Source organism: Campylobacter portucalensis, assembly GCF_009690845.1.
In the GTDB taxonomy this organism is placed as follows: Bacteria; Campylobacterota; Campylobacteria; order Campylobacterales; family Campylobacteraceae; genus Campylobacter_B; species Campylobacter_B portucalensis.
The window spans coordinates 18,970-36,549 of sequence record NZ_VWSJ01000007.1 but is presented as its reverse complement, the minus strand read 5'-3'; the positions used below and the strand labels follow the sequence as shown (position 1 = coordinate 36,549).

The following is a 17,580-nucleotide window of genomic DNA, read 5'->3' as shown; positions in this document are numbered from 1 at the left end:
TCAAATTTTTAGTAAATTTATCAAATAATTTCATATGAAAAAGAAAATTTAAAATAGAAGTTAATAGGCTATTTTAAAATTAAATAAGGAAAGTTTTGGTATCCTTATGAAATTATTTAATTTTAGAAAGGTTTGTATGATAAGGGCTGATTTAGAACACGAAATTCCAGATGGATCTAGGCTTTATTTTGCAAAAAGTGCTGATTTAAAGAGAGAGATAGAAAATTCTTTAGCTAATACTTTAAAAAAATATGATTTTACTGAGATTGTAACGCCATATTTTTCTTATCATCAACAATTAAGCGTTAGTAGCTCTGAAATTTTAAGCTTTAGTGATAGCACAAATCATACCATTTCATTAAGAGCTGATAGCACTGTAGATGTGGTTAGAATAGTTTTAAGGCGTATAAAAGATAGAAATTTAAAAAGAATTTTTTATATTCAACCTGTTTTTAAGTATCCAAACTCCGAGTTTTATCAAATTGGTGCTGAGATGATTGCAGAGCCAAATTTAAACGTTGGGCTAGAAATTTGTTTGAAATTTTTTGAGGAATTTAATATAAAATCGAGCTTGCAAATAAGCAATATTGAGATACCTAAAATCATTTGTGAAATTTTGGATATCTCAATTGATGTATTCGAAAAAGGAGATTTGAGTGAAATTTTATCTACTAAGCATAAGTGGCTTAGAGATTTAGCTAGAGTAGGTAGTATGGATGATTTAAAAAAAATAATAAATTTAGTTCCACAAGATTTAAAAAAGCCACTTCAAGATGTATTAAATTTAGCCCTTAAAAGTGGTGTAAAAGATTCGAAATTTGCACTTCTTTACTATTCAAAAATGAGATATTATGATAGTTTATTTTTTAGATTTTTGAGTGGAAATAGCGTGCTTTGTAGTGGGGGAAATTATGAGATTGATTCACTAAAATCTTGCGGTTTTGCTGTTATGAGTGATTGTGTTATAGAAAATATTTTAAAAATAAAGGAAGGTTATGAGTAGAGCTGATTTAATAGTTGGAGTTCAATGGGGAGATGAAGGCAAAGGGAAAATAGTGGATATGCTTTCAAATAAATATGATTTTGTTTGTAGAAGTGCAGGCGGTCATAATGCAGGTCATACTGTGGTTGTGGACGGTAAAAAATACGCACTTCATCTTTTGCCAAGTGGAATTTTAAATAAAAATGTTGTAAATATTATTGGCAATGGTGTTGTTGTAAATCCATCTGTTTTAATAGAAGAATTATCAAATTTTAGCGAACTTGAAGGGAGATTTTTTATAAGTGGTAGGGCTCATTTAAATTTAAATCATCACGCATTAATAGATCAAGCAAATGAAAAAATGAAGGGCAAAAATGCTATTGGCACTACTGGAAAAGGGATTGGACCTAGCTATGCAGATAAGGTTAATAGAAGCGGACACCGAGTAATTGAGCTTTTAGATCCTAAAAAACTTTGCGATGATTTATTTAGTAATTTTGAGAAAAATAAGCACATATTTGAGTATTTAAACATAACAATTCCAGAAAAAAGCGATGTTTTAAATGAGTTAGAAGGATACAAAAAAATTCTTGCACCTTTTATTACAGATACTACTAAAATGATTTGGCAAGCTTTAGATGATAATAAAAATGTGCTTTTAGAGGGAGCTCAAGGGACACTTTTGGATATAGATCATGGTACTTATCCTTTTGTAACTAGCTCAAATACGGTTTGTGCTGGTGCTTGTGTTGGTGTTGGTATAAATCCAAAAGACGTTGGAAATGTGATTGGAATTTTAAAAGCCTATTCTACAAGAGTTGGATATGGACCTTTTGTAAGTGAAGATTTTGGTGTAGATGGTGATACTATGTGCGAGGTTGGTAAAGAGTATGGCACAACGACAGGAAGAAGAAGAAGATGTGGCTGGTTTGATGCTGTAAGTGTTAAATATAGTGCGAGATTAAATGGGATAGATGAATTTGCTTTGATGAAACTTGATGTTTTGGATAAATTTAATAAAGTTAAAATTTGCGTGGCTTACGAACTCGAAAATGGTGAAAAGACAGAGCATTTTCCTATAAATTTAGATGAAAAAGTAAAACCTGTTTATATAGAATTAGATGGTTGGGATAGTGTTGTGGGCATCAAAAAATACGAAGATTTACCTAAGAATGCTAAAATTTATATAGAAAAAATTGAGCAATTAACGGGCTTTAGAGTTAAATTTATCTCCACAAGCCCTGATAGAGAAGATACTATTATTAGATAAGAAAGGATTTTTAATGCGTATAAAATTTCCACACATTCCATATATTTCAAGAAAAATTGCAATAGATATGCTAAATTCTGGTTTTATTAAATTTAACAAAAATATAGAAAGCGTATCAAAAGTAGCTGATGAAATTTTAAGAGAGGATTTGACAAAAGAAAGAGCTATAGAAGAAAGAGCAAATGAGCTTTTGGAGGAAAATAGTGAAAATATGTATATTATGCAAGTTGATAGAAAAAATATGTTTTGGATGGTTAAAAAAAGACTTGCAGATGATGCGGGTTTTGTATTAAATCACGAAGATAGATATAATAATATTTCGCACGCAATTTTAGAAACATCTTGGAAAAAAGATTTAATAGATTATAAAATTTCAGAAAATAAAGCCAGAAATGTTATATATAGCTCTATTGAAGAGTATTTAAAGATTTTTGTAAATATAGAAAATTTAGTTTATGATACATTGGATGAGAATAAAAAATTTATTCCTGGTAGCGATGAATACGACTTAGAATTTCAAAAACTTTATGAGATGGAGCTTAAAAAACGAGGAATGTTTTAGTGATAAATACTACTCAATCAAAGCTTATTAAAATGCAATCACATTTTCTAATATGATTTATGTGATTGCAAGGTAAAAGTTAATTTGCGGATTTATTATTTGACTATTTAATAGCAAATTTATCTTTATTAAGAATTTAAATTTATAAAGATATTTTTGCATAATTCAATCAACTTTAGCATAAAGAGAACCAATGAATTTAAGAGGATTTATATGAGTTATATTGCTATTTTTAGTACAGCACTTTTTTTGAGTTTTGCTCACTGTATAGGAATGTGTGGAGGTTTTGTTTTAGCTTATAGTATAAAACTTGCAAAAAAAACCAAGCTAGAAGCGTTTTTTTACTCTATTAGTTATCATTTTGCTAGAATTTGTGCTTATGTTTTTTTAGGAATTTTAGCTAATTTTTTTGGAAGTATTTTTGCTATAAGCTCTAAATTAAGTGGAATTTTTCATTTTTTAGTCGGTGTTTTTTTGATAATTTTAGGTGCAGGGCTTTTAAAACGTGGTGAAATTTTAAAATTTATAGAAAACGATAAAATTTGGCAAAAGTTTTTTAAAAACAGAACAAAAAACGCTTTAAAAAAAGATGGTTTTTTATCTTTTTTGATTCTTGGTTTTTTAAATGGACTTATTCCTTGTGGGGTTGTTTATACTTTTGTCGCTATGGCAATGCTATCAAAAAGTGTATTTTCTAGCATTTTAATTATGCTTACTTTTGGGATAGCCACTCTTTTTAGTTTGCTTTTTATGGCATTTTTGAGTAAAATTTTAAATGATAAATTTAAGCATCTTATGTTTATAATATCATCTGTTTTGATAATAATATTTGGAATTTACTCTGCTTATTTGGGTTTTATTTCAACAAAATAAAATTTAAAAAACTATTTTTTTAACCAAATTTAAAGCTAAAAAATACTAATATTTAGCAATATAATTTCACATTTAGGTTTTACTGATGGATAAAAGCGAACGTAGATTAAAACAGTATCAAGACGCTATAGATGCGAGCAATATAGTTTCAAAAACTGATATTTTTGGGTATATAACATTTGTAAATGATGAATTTTGTAATATTAGCAAATACTCAAAAAGCGAGCTAATTGGTGCAAATCATAATATAGTCAGGCATCCAGATGTAAATTCAAATGTTTTTAGAGAGCTTTGGAATACAATTTTATCAAAAAAGGTTTATAAGGGAATTATAAAAAATTTAGCAAAAGATGGATCTGTTTTTTATTTAAATGCAACTATAATTCCTATTTTAGATGAAAAAAATGAAATAGAAGAATTTGTGGCTATTAGACATAATGTTACAGAGGTTGTGGAGTTAAATGAAAGATTATTAGCCACTAAAAATGAGTTAAAAGATCTTAACTCATCTCTTGAAGAAAAGGTTAAAATTCAAACAAAAAAACTTATAGAATTAAATCAAAATTTAGAAAAAAAAGTATCCATTGAGGTTGCAAAAAATGAAGAAAAAAATAGTATTTTACTTCAACAATCTCGTCTTGCTAGTATGGGTGAAATGATAGCAAATATAGCTCATCAGTGGCGTCAGCCCTTAAGTGAGTTAAGCATTGATTTGTTTAAAATGAAACAAAATATAAATAATGTAGAAAAATTCTTATATACCTATGAACATGCTAAGGTTGTTATAAAAAATATGTCAAATACTATAGATGATTTTAGAAATTTTTTTAAAACAGATAAAGAAAAAGAGAAATTTTTTATCAGTGAATCTGTAAATGCTGCCATTACGATGTTAAAAGGAATTTTTGCAAAATCAGATATAAAAATAGAGTGTGATTTTAAAGAAGATGTAGAAATTTTAGGTTTTAAGAGCGAGTTGTCTCAAGTTTTTATGAATTTACTTGGAAATGCAAAAGATGCTATGAAAGATTTGGATGATAAAAGAGTTGAGATAGGTATTAAAATGTATAAAAATTTTGTTGTCGTTTATGTGTTTAATACAGGAAAAAATATAGAAAAAGAGATTTTAAAAAAAATATTTGAGCCGTATTTTACAACAAAACATCAAAGCGTTGGAACTGGCTTGGGTCTTTATATAGGTAAAATGATAGTTGAAAATATGGGTGGTTTGATAGATGTTGAAAATGTCAAAAATGGAGTTAAATTTAATATAAAAATACCAATTTCAAAAGGAGGGTAAATGAAATCTTTAAAAGATTTAAAAATTTTGATTGTTGAAGATGAAAAAGATATTAGAGAGTCAATGGCTGATGTGATGCAAGAGTATTTTTATGAAGTAATTACAGCACAAAATGGAGATGAAGGATTTAAAAAATTTAGTAAATTTAACTCCGATATTATAATTACTGATATATCAATGCCCATTATGGATGGTTTAGATATGACAAAAATAGTCAAAAAAACATCTCCATCAACTCCCATAATTGCATTAAGTGCTTTTAGTGAAAAAGAAAAATTATTAAAAGCGATTGATGTTGGGGTTAATAAATATATAATAAAGCCAATTGATATGGATGAACTTTTGGTTGCTATTGAGAGCTTGGCTAAGAATAAATTTTTAGAATTAAATAGCATTAAAATATCTAAAAATTGTGTATTTGATACGACTAGAAAAATTTTAATCAAAAATGGTAATAAGGTATATTTGACAAAAAAAGAATTGGCTTTTATTTCTCTTTTAGTTAATAGATTAGGCATATTGGTTTTACATGAAGATATCAAAAAGAATGTTTGGTGCGGTAAGAGTGTTAGTGATGCAGCTGTGAGGACTTTTATAAAAAGAGTTAGAGACAAAGTTGGTGATGATGTTATTTTAAATATCTCAGGCCTTGGATATAAGATTGAAATTCCACAACAAAATAAAAATAATTTGTTAAAAAAGTTATAATTTAAGAATAAATATAGAAAAATAAAAGTATAATACATTAATTATATTTAATTTACATTAATATAAAATTCATATAGGAGGTTAAATATGCGACCTGGTGATGTGTTGAGTTATGACTACACAATTGCAAAATGCTTTATGTTTACCACTATGATTTTTGGTATAGTAGGTATGCTAGTTGGCGTAATTATAGCGTTTCAGCTTGCTTATCCTGACTTAAATTATATAGCTGGTCAGTATTCTGCTTTTGGTCGTTTAAGACCACTTCATACAAATGGGGTTGTCTATGGGTTTATGCTATCTGGCATTTTTGCTAGTTGGTATTATGTTGGACAAAGGGTTCTAAAAGTTTCTATGGCAGAATCTAAATTCCTAATGGCTATTGGAAAGATGCACTTTATTTTGTATGTTATTGTTATAGCTTTGGCTGTAGTAAGTCTTTTGGCTGGTGTTACAACATCAAAAGAGTATGCTGAGCTTGAATGGCCTATAGATATCTTGGTTGTTATTACTTGGGTTTTATGGGGTATTAGTATTTTTGGATTGATAGGTATTAGAAGAGAAAAGACTCTTTATATATCTCTTTGGTATTATATTGCTGCATTTTTAGGTGTTGCAATGCTATATCTTTTTAATAATATGGAAATTCCTACAAGACTATTAACTGGAATGGGTAGTTGGTTACACTCTGTTTCAATGTATGCTGGAACAAATGATGCATTAGTTCAATGGTGGTGGGGACACAACGCTGTTGCTTTTGTATTTACTGTAGCTATTTTAGCTCAAGTTTATTATTATTTACCAAAAGAGAGCGGTCAAGCGGTATTTTCTTATAAATTATCTTTATTTTCGTTTTGGAGTTTAATGTTTGTTTATCTTTGGGCTGGCGGACATCACTTAATCTACTCTACTGTTCCTGATTGGATGCAAACTATGGGTTCTGTGTTTTCTGTAGTTCTTATTTTACCATCATGGGGATCAGGTATTAATATTCTACTCACAATGAGGGGTGAATGGAATCAATTAAGAGAAAATCCATTGATTAAATTTATGCTTTGGGGTACAACGTTTTATATGTTTTCAACCCTTGAAGGTCCAATTCTTTCTATTAAATCAGTAAATGCACTTGCTCATTTTACAGATTGGATTCCAGGACACGTTCATGATGGCACTCTTGGTTGGGTTGGTTTTATGACAGTTGCTGCTCTTTACCATATGGCACCTAGAGTATTTAAGCGAGAAATTTATTCTAAATCTTTAATGGAAACTCAATTTTGGATACAAACTATTGGTATAGTATTGTTTTTCTCATCTATGTGGATAGCTGGTATTACACAAGGTATGATGTGGAGAGCTACTGATGAGTTTGGTATTTTATCTTATTCCTTTATAGATACAGTTGAAGCATTAAAGCCTTACTATTGGATTAGAGCAATTGGCGGACTTTTATATTTAGTCGGTTTTTTTATCTTTACATATAATATGATAAAAACTTTTACATCAAGCAAAAAGCTAGATAAAGAGCCGCTTAATGCTTCACCGATGGCAGCTTAAAAGGAGGAAAATATGTTTAGTTGGTTAGAAAAAAATCCATTCTTTTTTGCGGTATTTGTTTTTATTGTAATTGCTTATGCTGGTATTATTGAAATTTTACCTGATTTTGCTGATCGTGCAAGACCAATTGAAGGTAAAAAACCATATACAGTTTTACAACTTGCTGGTCGTCATGTTTATATTTCTAATAGCTGTAATGCTTGCCATACCCAGCACATTAGACCTTTTAAATCAGAAACTGATAGATATGGTGCTTATGCAAAAAGTGGTGAATTTGCTTATGATAGACCACATCTTTGGGGTTCAAAAAGAACTGGTCCTGATTTGATGAGAGTAGGGAACTTTAGAACTACTGATTGGCATGAAAATCATATGAAAGATCCAACTTCAGTCGTTCCTGCTTCAATTATGCCTGCATATCCTCATATGTTTAGTAAAAATGCAGATATTGAGACTGCTTATGCAGAAGCTTTAACCGTAAAAAAAGCTTTTAATGTTCCTTATGATAAAGAGGGGATGCCAAAACTTGGCAGTTGGGACGAAAGCAAAAAGATAGTTATGGAAGAAGCAAAGCTAATTGTTGATAAAATGAAAGATCAAGATGTTAAAGATGCTTTTGAGCGTGGCGAAATAAGAGAAATCGTTGCTATCATTGCATATTTAAATAGCTTAAAATAAAAAAAGGTTTGAGATGAGTATAGAAACTATTAGAACGATTCAAGCTTATGGCTACTTTATCTTAATTGTTTTTTTGTGCATAGGGCTTTATGGTTATTTTTTTCATTTACATAAATCAGAAAAAACAGGAAGAAGAAATTATGAAAAGTATGGCAATTTAGCTGTAAATGACGATATCGATGATGAAATTTTAGAGTCTAACTCATCTTCAAAACAATGATGCAAAAAAGGAGCTAAAATGAAATGGTTAAATTTACAAGATAACATAAATTTACTTAGTTTAATCGGATTTGCTGTTTTGATGATTGTTTCATGCTTTGTAGTAGGTCTTTACATGAAGCAAATGAAAACAAGAAAAAGCGAAGGTGAATTATGCGATGAAGTTTATGATGGTATAAGTGAGTATAAAAATAACCTTCCAGTAGGTTGGGCTGCAATGTTTGTCTTACTTATATTTTGGGCGATTTGGTATTTTTTAGTTGGGTATCCATTAAATTCATACTCACAAATTGGAGAGTATAATGATGAAGTTAGGGCTTATAATGAAAAATTTAGCAGCGTCTTTGCAAATCCTAGTAAAGAGACTCTTTTTGCTATGGGCGAGAGTTTATTTTTAGTAGAATGCGTTGTTTGTCATGGAATTTCTGGAGATGGGATTGATGGAAAGGCTGCAAATTTAAAAATTTGGGGTTCTGAAGATGGAATTTTAGAAGCTATCCATAAAGGCTCAAAAGGACTTGATTACCCTCTTGGCGAGATGCCTGCAGATAATTTAACAGGTCAAGATGCAAAAGCGGTTGCAGCATTTGTTGCAAAAGAAATTTCAGCCATTAAATCAACAAAGCACCCAGAATTAGTTAAACAAGGAAGAGCACAATGGGGTGTTTGTGCAGCTTGTCATGGCGATGATGGTAAAGGTATGGATGGTATGGCACCAGATTTAACAAAGTATGGTTCAGCTGAATTTGTAGTTGAAGTTTTAAATCGTGGAAAGCATGGATTTATAGGTCAAATGCCTAATTTCGGTAATAACGGAAGAGGTTTAAGCGATATTCAAAAACGAGCAGTTGGAGAATATATCTCAACTCTTTCTAAGAATTAAAGGAGCTAATCATGGATAATAAAAGTAGAAATATTTTTGGAATTCACGGTATTTCAGGTATGCTAATAGCTACTGTGTTGTTGATTTCGATTTTAGTTGTGTTGACAATTTTTGGCATCAAAGTACAACAAAGCGTAGCTGATAAACCATATACTTTAAATGAGCCAAATGGCGTAACTATGAAAAGCGACATGCAAACTGCAAATAAAGTTATGCAGGTAAAATAAAGGAGATATTATGTCAAAGGCTTTAGAAATTTTAATTGTTGTTGGATTGATAATAACTGCTATTATTTGTGCTTGGTCTGTTTTGACTGAAAATAATCTATTTTTAGGTTAATTTCGTGAATAAAATTTTCTTGGGTGCTTTATGCACCCTTTTTTTTAAAATCGGACTATTTGCCAATAGTGTAGTTCTTGAAAACGAAGGAATTTTAAAAGAGCATACGATTGAAAAAATGCAGATAATTGGCGATGAGTTGCATACTAAAACAGGCGTTTATTTAGGAATTTGTGCTGTTAAAAATTTAGGAAATTTAAGTTTGAATGAAAAAGCATATGAGATTAGCAAGGAGCTAAAAGAGCCATATGTATTTTTAATAATAGCCACTGAAAATAAAAAAATCAATATATATACAAGTAGCGATGTGGCTTTAAATAAAGATGAAATTTTAAGCCCTTTTCCAAATAAAGGAAGTATAATCCCTCTTTTGGTATCTGTCAAAAAGGGGCAAGATCCTTTTAATCCAGCACTTTTAAACGGATATGCCGATATGGCTGAGAAAATAGCTTCTAGTAGAGGTGTTGAGCTTGAGAGTAATTTAGCCAATACAAACAAAAACATCTTAAATTTTATTAGAATTATTTTTTATGGCTCTATTATTTTGGTGATTGTAAGTGGAATTTACTATAAAAGGATAAGAAAAAATGGGGAGTAAAAAGCGTGAATTAGGACCTTATTATATAGTTGGTTCAATAGTTTTAATTGTTGTATCTTGCATAGCTACTGTAATTTTTTCGTTAGATTATCCTGTTTATATGGATGATGCTTATCTAAAACCTCACTCAGTAGTTGATAAAAATTATAATGAAATTCAAATTTCTCAAGCTAAATTTAATGAAAAATATAGTGTTATTTTAGAAAACAACCACTTTTCAAATGATGTAAATTTAAGTATCTCGATAACCCAAAAGGAAACAAATCAACCATTTGATATCAAAAGCAAAGTTTTAATAACCAGATCTTTTACAAATAAATTTGATATCAAGCCAAAATCAAAATTTGAAAATGGTGTTTTAAAAATAGAACCTTTGAAATTAGATCAAGATGGTAAATGGCAATTAAAAGTCGAGTTAAGCGACGATGAGTATAGCGGTTTTTTTGGATTTGATTTTTTTGTGAATTATAAAAATGATTAAAAAAGAGCTTTTGGTATTTACCAGCAATAGAAAATTAAAGAGATATTTAGATAATTTTGGTGATGGCTTGCTTCCCAAAACAATTAGTATAAATGAATTTTTTTCAAAAGCAACTTTTTCTAATAAATTAAGCCTCGTATCTGATATGAATAGAATTTTTATTATGCAAGAGGCTATAAATTTAACCAAAAATTCATCTAAAACTATACATCTACCAAAAAATGAATTTGAGTTTTTAAAAAATGGCGAATATATATTTTCGTTTTTTAAAGAACTCGCTGTTACTAAAAAAAGCATTAGCGACTTAAAATTTAGCGATATTTATGCTAATTATGAGGAGCATTTAGAAATTTTAGAAGAACTTTTAAAAAATTATAAAAATTTATTGACTAGAAATGGTTTTTATGATGATATTACAATATGTGATGATTATATTGTTAATGAGGAATTTATAAAAAATTATAACGAAATTACTATTTTTATTGATGGAATTTTAAGCGATTTTGAACTTGAAATTTTGAATAAGATTAGAAATTTAGTTGAAGTTAAATTTAATTTAAATGCAAATTATTTGACAAAAAAAATGCTAAGTTTTTTTGTGGATATAAAGCAAAATTTAGAATTTGGATCTATTTATGAGTTTAATTTAAGCAATTTTTCTTTAGAATTAAAAAGCGAATTTAAGCCAAACTGTGATCAAATTTTTGTTAGAGGTTTTGATTTAAAAGCATTGCAATGTTTTTATATTTTTGAGAAAATTTCATATTTTATAGAGTGTGGAATTGAAGCTAAAAATATTGCTGTGATTTTGCCAGATGATAAATTTAGTGAAATACTTATGAATTTAGATATCAAAAATATGCTAAATTTTGCTATGGGTAAAAGACTAAAAAACACAAACACCATTAAAATTTTAGAGATTTTAAGAGAGTGTGTGGATTTAAATTTTACTCCAAATTTGGTCAATAATTATTTAAAAAGCGATTTTTTTGATACCAAGAGTTTATTTTTAAATGAATTTAAAATCTCGCCTTCTTTTTTTGAAAATTTTAAATACAAATTTTATCAGAAGTGCAATTTTACGGATTTTATGGGTATTTTAGATGAAATTTTAAATAGCACAAAAGAGCTTAATCTAAAAGAAAAATTAAATCCATTGCTTTTTGAAATAGAAATTTTTTTAAAATCAAGATCTTTAAAATTTTATGAGATTTGCGAGCTATTTTTATTGAAAATCAATAACCTAAAGATTGATTATGTGGGCGGTGGTGAAATAAGCGTTTTAGGGATTTTAGAGTGTAGAGGGATAAAATTTGACGCCATTATAATACCTGAATTTAATGATGATTTAGTGCCAAAACGTTCAGTCAATGAGATGTTTTTAAACTCTAAAGTAAGAAGCAATGCGGGGCTAATAAGCTATAAAGACAGAGAAGATTTACAAAAATTTTATTATGAAAATTTAATATATTTGGCTAAAAAGGTAGCAATTTGCTATGATAGCTCTAAAGGTAAAAATGTTTCGAGATTTTTAAATAGATTTAAAAACACAATCGATGATCGAAAATTTAGTGATGAGGATTATCTAAATATTTTTAAGGGTAAAAAAATTAGCCCAAAACCTTTAAATTTAGTATTTACACACGATTTTTTTGAGCAAAGCTTATCGTTTTCAAGACTTAATTTATTTTTAAAATCTAAATCCTCATATGCTTATAAATATATTTTAAAAATTCCTCCTTCAAAGCCTGTAAATTGTGAATTTGATGCTAAAAATAAAGGGATTTTGATGCATAAAATTTTAGAGCAAATTTACGTTAAATATGAGTTTTTTGATTACAGTGAATTTAAAAATTTGTTTTTAAAATATTTTGATTTTATAAGTGAGCTAGAAAAAGCTATTGTTTTAAAAAAATTTAAAGAAGTAGAGAAGGTTTTTGAAGAACACGAATCCGATGGTTGGCAGTTTTATAAATCAGAAGCACAATTTAATGATGTATTATTTGAAGGAATTTTAATCAAAGGAATAATCGACAGGATAGATGTAAGAGATGGCGATATTTGTATAATTGATTATAAGAGTGGTTCTGTTAATGCAAATTCTCTTCAAATACCATTTTATAAAGCTTTGATGGGATTGAGTGATGATGTGGAAGCTAAATTTTTTTCACTAAAATCGGCAGAATTTATCACTAGCAAAGCAAGTTTAGAAAAACTTATAGAAAAAATAAATGAAATCAAAGAGATCTCAAATAGAGCTTATGATTTTTATGATAAAAAACAGTACGAATATAGCGATTATCCGGTTTTAATAAAGGATTATAATGAGCGACTTTCATAGTTTTGAGGCTTTAGAGGCAAGTGCAGGAAGCGGAAAAACATTTGCTTTAGTTTGTAGATATTTAGGGCTAGTCTTTAGCGGAGTGGATCCAAACCGTATATTGGCACTAACTTTTACAAATAAAGCCGCAAATGAAATGAAAGATAGAATTATTCAAACTTTTTTAAATTGCGATGAGAAGTATTTTAAAGTCATCGCTTCAAATTTAAACACTACAGAGCAGCAAATCAAGAAAAAAAGAGAAGAAATTTACGATATATTTATACGTTGTGATATTAAAATTTTAACTTTTGATGCATTTTTTTCTAAAATTTTAAGGATTTTTGCTACAAATTTTGGACTTAGTAGCGATTTTGAAATAGATGAAGAAGGCGTAAAAGATATTGCTAATAAAGAATTTATAAAACTCATATCAAAAGATCGAGAATTGACAGATACAGTATCAACTTTTATAGTAGAAACAAACTCAACTTTAGAAAATTTTTTAAATACTCTTGATGAGATTGCAAATCAAATAGGCTATTTAGATTATCAAAAAAATACACCATTTCCAGATGATACAAATTTTGAGAATGCAAAAGAGCAGATTGTAAAATTTTGTGATGATATAAACGATCAAGAAGTATCCATTCAAGCAGAAAAATTAAAAGAGGAGATATCTAAAAATATTTTTTCTATCTTAGAGAAAGGTTTTATTAAATATGATGTTTTGAATTATAAAGGTAGTAAATTTTCAAAGCTTATTAAAAAAAATGAATATTTAAATTTACTTTACCAAAATTTTAAATTACATATGAAAAAATATATAGAAGATTTTGAAGTTTATAAAATTTCAAAATTTGGAGAAATTTTAGATTTATATATAGAAAACAAACAAAATATAAACAAAAAACTCAACAAGATTTCATTTAACGACCTATCCTCAATTATTTTTAATCTTTTAAAAGATAAAGATATGATAAATATGCTATATTTTCGCCTTGATTCTAAAATAGAACATATTTTAATAGATGAGTTTCAAGATACTAGCGTTATGCAATATAAAATTTTACTGCCTTTAATAGATGAAATTCTAGCTGGAGCTGGACAAAATGGTGTAGGCGGGCTGTTTTATGTAGGAGATATAAAACAAAGTATTTATAGATTTCGCGGTGCTAAAAAGGAGATTTTTGGACATTTAAAAGATAAATATAAACAAATAAAAATTTCTAAGCTAGATAAAAATTATAGAAGTGCAAAAGCCATCGTAAAATTCGTAAATAGCGTGTTTAGAAATATTTCAAATTATAATTATGAAGATCAAAAATCATACCTTAAATTTAAAGATTTATCAAATCAAAAGCCAATTATAAAAAATTTCGATTTTTTCGTACCAGAAGCTGATGATTTTGGATATATAAAATCTATTATAGTAGATGATTTGGAAGATAAAAATTTAGTTTTAGAATCTGCTGTTTTAGAAGTAGAAAATCTTTTAAAAAATGGAGTAAAAGCTAAAAATATCGCTATTTTATGCTACAAAAATTCAAACATAGATGCTTTAAAAGAGCTACTTTTAGAAGCAGATATTGATGCTAATGGCGAAGGTGGTAAAAATTTATTTGAAACCATATCTGTTAAAGCTATCATTGAGTATGCTAAATTTTGTCTTACAGAAGAAAAAATTTATGCTTTAAATGTTGAACATTTGACTTCTAAAAAACCACGTCTTTTAAAACTAAATCTACAAAAATCAAATTCTAAAAATGTACTATATTTGGCTAAAAATTTAGAGATTGGTCTTGAGGATAAAAATATTTTACTTTTATTAGAAGTTTGTGATAGATATGAAAATTTGACAGAATTTGTCTTTAACAATGATAAAATTTTAGCTATAAATGAAGAAAATTCGGGTGTAAATTTACTTACTATTCATAAATCAAAGGGGCTAGAATTTGATCATGTGATTATTTGCGATAATTTTCAAAGCAAAAAATCTAAAACTCAAAGTTTTATTAAAGAGTATAATGTAGAAAAAGATTCTTGGGATATAAAATTTAAAGTAAAAAATAGAGAATTTATTGATGAGAACTATTTGGAGTTAAAAACAAGGATTGATAATTTTGATAAAGAAGAGGATACAAATAAGCTTTATGTTGCTTTCACAAGAGCGGTAAAATCTCTAATAATCGTGAAATCTAGCACATCTAACAGTAAATTTAAAAATAAAAAAAATGAAAAAAATGAAAATTTTTTGTTAGATATAGGAGAATTTGAATTTGGAAATATAATTGCAGATACTATTTTAGAAAAAAAAGAAATTTTACCAAATCATATAAATTTAGCCAAAATAAAACCACAAAATATTGCAAAATCAAATGAAAAAGTTTTAAATTTACACTCTTTAAATTTTGGTTTAGCTCTTCATTTTGTTCTTGAAAATTGTGTTAGTTTTGAAATTTCTAATTTACAAAATTCAATTACAAAGGCTAAAAATATCTATTCTAAGTTTTTAAGTGTTGAAGATTTTGAGGATATTAATCAAAGATTGATAAATCTTTTTAAAAATCAAACTTTTATTGAAATAACTCAAAATTCTGAAATTTTAAAAGAGCAACCATTTAAAATTTCTAATGAATTTAAACAAATCGATCTGCTTTGTATTAAAGATGATGTTGTGAATATTATTGATTATAAGAGCGGATTGGGTTTTGAAGATAAAAATAATGAGCAAATTTTGAGCTATAAAAATGCTATATCTTGTTTTTTTCCAAATAAAATAGTAAATGCTTTTATTTTTTATATTTTAGAAGATGAAATTTTGATAAAAGAAGTTTAAATTTTACTTAAATTCAGTAAAGTTTAAGTAAAATTTATATAAAATCACACTTCATTAAATTTTTAATTAAGGGTAAATTATGACAAAAGTTACAAAACCTAGCGAAGTTAAACGCGATTGGGTTGTGATAGATGCAACTGGAAAAAGATTTGGTAGAATGCTTACAGAAGTTGCAACTTTATTGAGAGGAAAACATAAACCTTGCTACACTCCAAATGTTGATTGCGGTGATTATGTTATTATCATAAACGCTTCTAAGGCTGTTTATACTGGTTTAAATAAAGGCGAAGATAAGCTTTATCACAGACATTCGGGTTATTTTGGAAGTGTTAAGAGCGAAAAATTCGCAGATTTATTGGCTAAAAATCCAGTTAAATTATATCACTTAGCAGTTCGCGGAATGTTGCCAAAAACAAAACTTGGCAAAGAGATGATCAAAAAGCTTAAAGTTTATGAAGGCAACGAGCATCCGCACACCGCACAAATCAAAAGAGAAGGAAAATAATTATGGCAGTAGTTTATGCAACAGGAAAAAGAAAAACAGCTGTGGCTAAAGTTTGGGTAAAGCCAGGAAGTGGTAAGATAGCTGTAAATGATATGGATTTAAATTCATGGCTTGGCGGACACGAAGCCATAAAATTAAAAGTTATTCAACCTCTTTTAGTTACAAAACAAGAGACATCTATGGATATTAGGGCTGTAACTTTTGGTGGTGGATATAATGCTCAAGCTGAAGCTTTAAGACATGGAATTTCAAAGGCACTTGCTGCTATGGATAAAGATTTTAGAGCATTGTTGAAACCAAAAGGGCTATTAACAAGAGATAGTAGGGTTGTTGAAAGAAAGAAATTTGGTAAAAGAAAAGCTAGAAGAAGCCCGCAATTCTCTAAAAGATAGTAATTTTTTTATGAGATTTTTTGAGTTTATTTTAGTAATTAAATGCATCTTAAAAGAAAGGAAAACTTATGAAAAAGATTTTATTGGCACTTAGCTTGTGTGCTACAACTGCATTGGTAGCAAATGAAGATAGTTATGGTTGGCAGATTACGCCTGTAGTTGGCGGAACTGTTTTTGATGGTCGTTTAGATCTTAAACAAGAGTTCTTTTTTGGATTAAGAGTGGCTAAAAATATTGAAAGTAGCTTTATTGATCATATAGAATTAGGCTATGATAGAATTAGTAACGGCAAACAAAAAAATAAAGAAAATAAATATAATATGAATTCATATCATTTGAGTGCAATTAAAAATTTAGATATTACTGATAATTTTAAATTTTATGGCTTACTTGGTGGTGGTTATTTGAGATTTAATGATGGTGTAAGTCATCCAGATAGCGGATTTGCTCAAGTTGGATTAGGAACTAAGTATTATATTGCTGATAATTTTAATTTAAGATTAGAAGCTAGAGATGTTATAACGCTTAAAGGTAAGGTTAGTAATAACTTATTTTACTCTTTAGGTTTTGGTGTTGATTTTGGTAAAAGGGAGCAACTAAAAATTCTTCAAGAGGTCGCTATTGTTATAGGCGATGAAGATGGCGATGGCGTTTTAGACAATCTTGATAAATGTCCAGGAACTCCTGCTGGCGTTGTTGTAGATGAGCATGGTTGCGAAAAAGTAATTAGATTAAATTTAGGCGTAAATTTTGATTTTGATAGTGCAAAAATTAGTCAAGAATATAAGGCTGAATTAGAAAAAGTATCTTCTTTTTTAGTTGATCACGATGATTATAAAGTCTTGCTAGAAGGTCATACTGATAGCAAAGGAACTAAAGATTATAATCAAAAACTTTCAGAAAAAAGAGCAGTTAGTGTTAAAAACGCTCTTGTTGATTTAGGTGTTGATGTTGATAGAATTTCAATTGTTGGTTATGGTGAAACTCAGCCAATAGCGGATAACTCAACAGAAACTGGACGTGCAGAAAATAGAAGAGTTGAAGCTAAATTTAAAAATTAATTATTTTTATTTAACA

The 17,580-nt window shown here is 28.3% G+C and carries 19 protein-coding genes; all 19 read left to right on the top strand.

Annotated elements, in window-relative coordinates; translation table 11 throughout:
- Nucleotides 1-106: 106 nt before the first annotated feature.
- Nucleotides 107-1,003, top strand: a complete 897-nt coding sequence (locus F1B92_RS02895) for an ATP phosphoribosyltransferase regulatory subunit (RefSeq protein WP_229770897.1) — start codon at nucleotides 107-109, stop codon at nucleotides 1,001-1,003.
- Entirely contained in the window at nucleotides 996-2,252 is a 1,257-nt protein-coding gene (locus F1B92_RS02890) for an adenylosuccinate synthase (protein ID WP_154570413.1), read from the top strand. Before F1B92_RS02895 ends, F1B92_RS02890 begins: the two co-directional genes overlap by 8 nt.
- Before the next feature lie 13 nt (nucleotides 2,253-2,265).
- On the top strand, nucleotides 2,266-2,814 hold the full coding sequence (locus F1B92_RS02885; protein WP_154570412.1) for a DUF507 family protein: 549 nt from the start codon (nucleotides 2,266-2,268) through the stop codon (nucleotides 2,812-2,814).
- 213 nt (nucleotides 2,815-3,027) lie between these two features.
- Nucleotides 3,028-3,687 (top strand): sulfite exporter TauE/SafE family protein, encoded by a 660-nt coding sequence (locus F1B92_RS02880; protein ID WP_154570411.1) that lies wholly within the window; start codon nucleotides 3,028-3,030, stop codon nucleotides 3,685-3,687.
- Between the two features lie 85 nt (nucleotides 3,688-3,772).
- Nucleotides 3,773-4,987, top strand: a complete 1,215-nt coding sequence (locus tag F1B92_RS02875) for a PAS domain-containing sensor histidine kinase (RefSeq protein WP_154570410.1) — start codon at nucleotides 3,773-3,775, stop codon at nucleotides 4,985-4,987.
- A complete protein-coding gene (locus tag F1B92_RS02870) occupies nucleotides 4,988-5,695 on the top strand; it encodes a response regulator transcription factor (RefSeq protein ID WP_154570409.1) in 708 nt (235 codons plus the stop codon).
- 87 nt (nucleotides 5,696-5,782) lie between these two features.
- Nucleotides 5,783-7,249, top strand: a complete 1,467-nt coding sequence (gene ccoN / locus F1B92_RS02865; protein ID WP_154570408.1) for a cytochrome-c oxidase, cbb3-type subunit I — start codon at nucleotides 5,783-5,785, stop codon at nucleotides 7,247-7,249.
- Between the two features lie 12 nt (nucleotides 7,250-7,261).
- The gene (gene ccoO / locus F1B92_RS02860; protein ID WP_154570407.1) at nucleotides 7,262-7,927 is read left to right on the top strand and encodes a cytochrome-c oxidase, cbb3-type subunit II; all 666 of its coding nucleotides are present in this window, start codon (nucleotides 7,262-7,264) and stop codon (nucleotides 7,925-7,927) included.
- 13 nt (nucleotides 7,928-7,940) lie between these two features.
- Nucleotides 7,941-8,147 (top strand): cytochrome c oxidase, cbb3-type, CcoQ subunit, encoded by a 207-nt coding sequence (locus F1B92_RS02855; RefSeq protein ID WP_154570406.1) that lies wholly within the window; start codon nucleotides 7,941-7,943, stop codon nucleotides 8,145-8,147.
- 18 nt (nucleotides 8,148-8,165) lie between these two features.
- Complete coding sequence (locus F1B92_RS02850) at nucleotides 8,166-9,029, top strand: cbb3-type cytochrome c oxidase N-terminal domain-containing protein (protein WP_154570405.1); 864 nt, start codon at nucleotides 8,166-8,168, stop codon at nucleotides 9,027-9,029.
- 11 nt (nucleotides 9,030-9,040) lie between these two features.
- The gene (locus F1B92_RS02845) at nucleotides 9,041-9,256 is read left to right on the top strand and encodes a DUF4006 family protein (RefSeq protein WP_154570404.1); all 216 of its coding nucleotides are present in this window, start codon (nucleotides 9,041-9,043) and stop codon (nucleotides 9,254-9,256) included.
- A gap of 10 nt (nucleotides 9,257-9,266) precedes the next feature.
- Nucleotides 9,267-9,368: a hypothetical protein gene (locus F1B92_RS09065; RefSeq protein WP_229770895.1), complete on the top strand. Its 102-nt coding sequence runs from the start codon at nucleotides 9,267-9,269 to the stop codon at nucleotides 9,366-9,368.
- A 4-nt stretch (nucleotides 9,369-9,372) separates the two neighbouring features.
- A complete protein-coding gene (locus tag F1B92_RS02840; RefSeq protein WP_326833079.1) occupies nucleotides 9,373-9,966 on the top strand; it encodes a hypothetical protein in 594 nt (197 codons plus the stop codon).
- Complete coding sequence (locus F1B92_RS02835) at nucleotides 9,956-10,447, top strand: hypothetical protein (RefSeq protein ID WP_154570403.1); 492 nt, start codon at nucleotides 9,956-9,958, stop codon at nucleotides 10,445-10,447. The genes F1B92_RS02840 and F1B92_RS02835 overlap by 11 nt, the downstream gene beginning before the upstream one ends.
- Complete coding sequence (locus F1B92_RS02830) at nucleotides 10,440-12,788, top strand: PD-(D/E)XK nuclease family protein (RefSeq protein WP_154570402.1); 2,349 nt, start codon at nucleotides 10,440-10,442, stop codon at nucleotides 12,786-12,788. Before F1B92_RS02835 ends, F1B92_RS02830 begins: the two co-directional genes overlap by 8 nt.
- Nucleotides 12,772-15,606 (top strand): RecB-like helicase, encoded by a 2,835-nt coding sequence (locus tag F1B92_RS02825; RefSeq protein WP_154570401.1) that lies wholly within the window; start codon nucleotides 12,772-12,774, stop codon nucleotides 15,604-15,606. Before F1B92_RS02830 ends, F1B92_RS02825 begins: the two co-directional genes overlap by 17 nt.
- A 79-nt stretch (nucleotides 15,607-15,685) precedes the next feature.
- Nucleotides 15,686-16,111 (top strand): 50S ribosomal protein L13, encoded by a 426-nt coding sequence (gene rplM / locus F1B92_RS02820; RefSeq protein ID WP_154570400.1) that lies wholly within the window; start codon nucleotides 15,686-15,688, stop codon nucleotides 16,109-16,111.
- Nucleotides 16,112-16,113: 2 nt separating this feature from the next.
- Nucleotides 16,114-16,503 carry a 30S ribosomal protein S9 gene (rpsI, locus tag F1B92_RS02815; RefSeq protein ID WP_154570399.1) on the top strand — a complete coding sequence of 130 codons (390 nt, stop codon included), beginning with the start codon at nucleotides 16,114-16,116 and terminating at the stop codon, nucleotides 16,501-16,503.
- 68 nt (nucleotides 16,504-16,571) lie between these two features.
- The gene (locus F1B92_RS09455; RefSeq protein WP_154570398.1) at nucleotides 16,572-17,564 is read left to right on the top strand and encodes an OmpA family protein; all 993 of its coding nucleotides are present in this window, start codon (nucleotides 16,572-16,574) and stop codon (nucleotides 17,562-17,564) included.
- The last annotated feature ends 16 nt before the right edge of the window (nucleotides 17,565-17,580 follow it).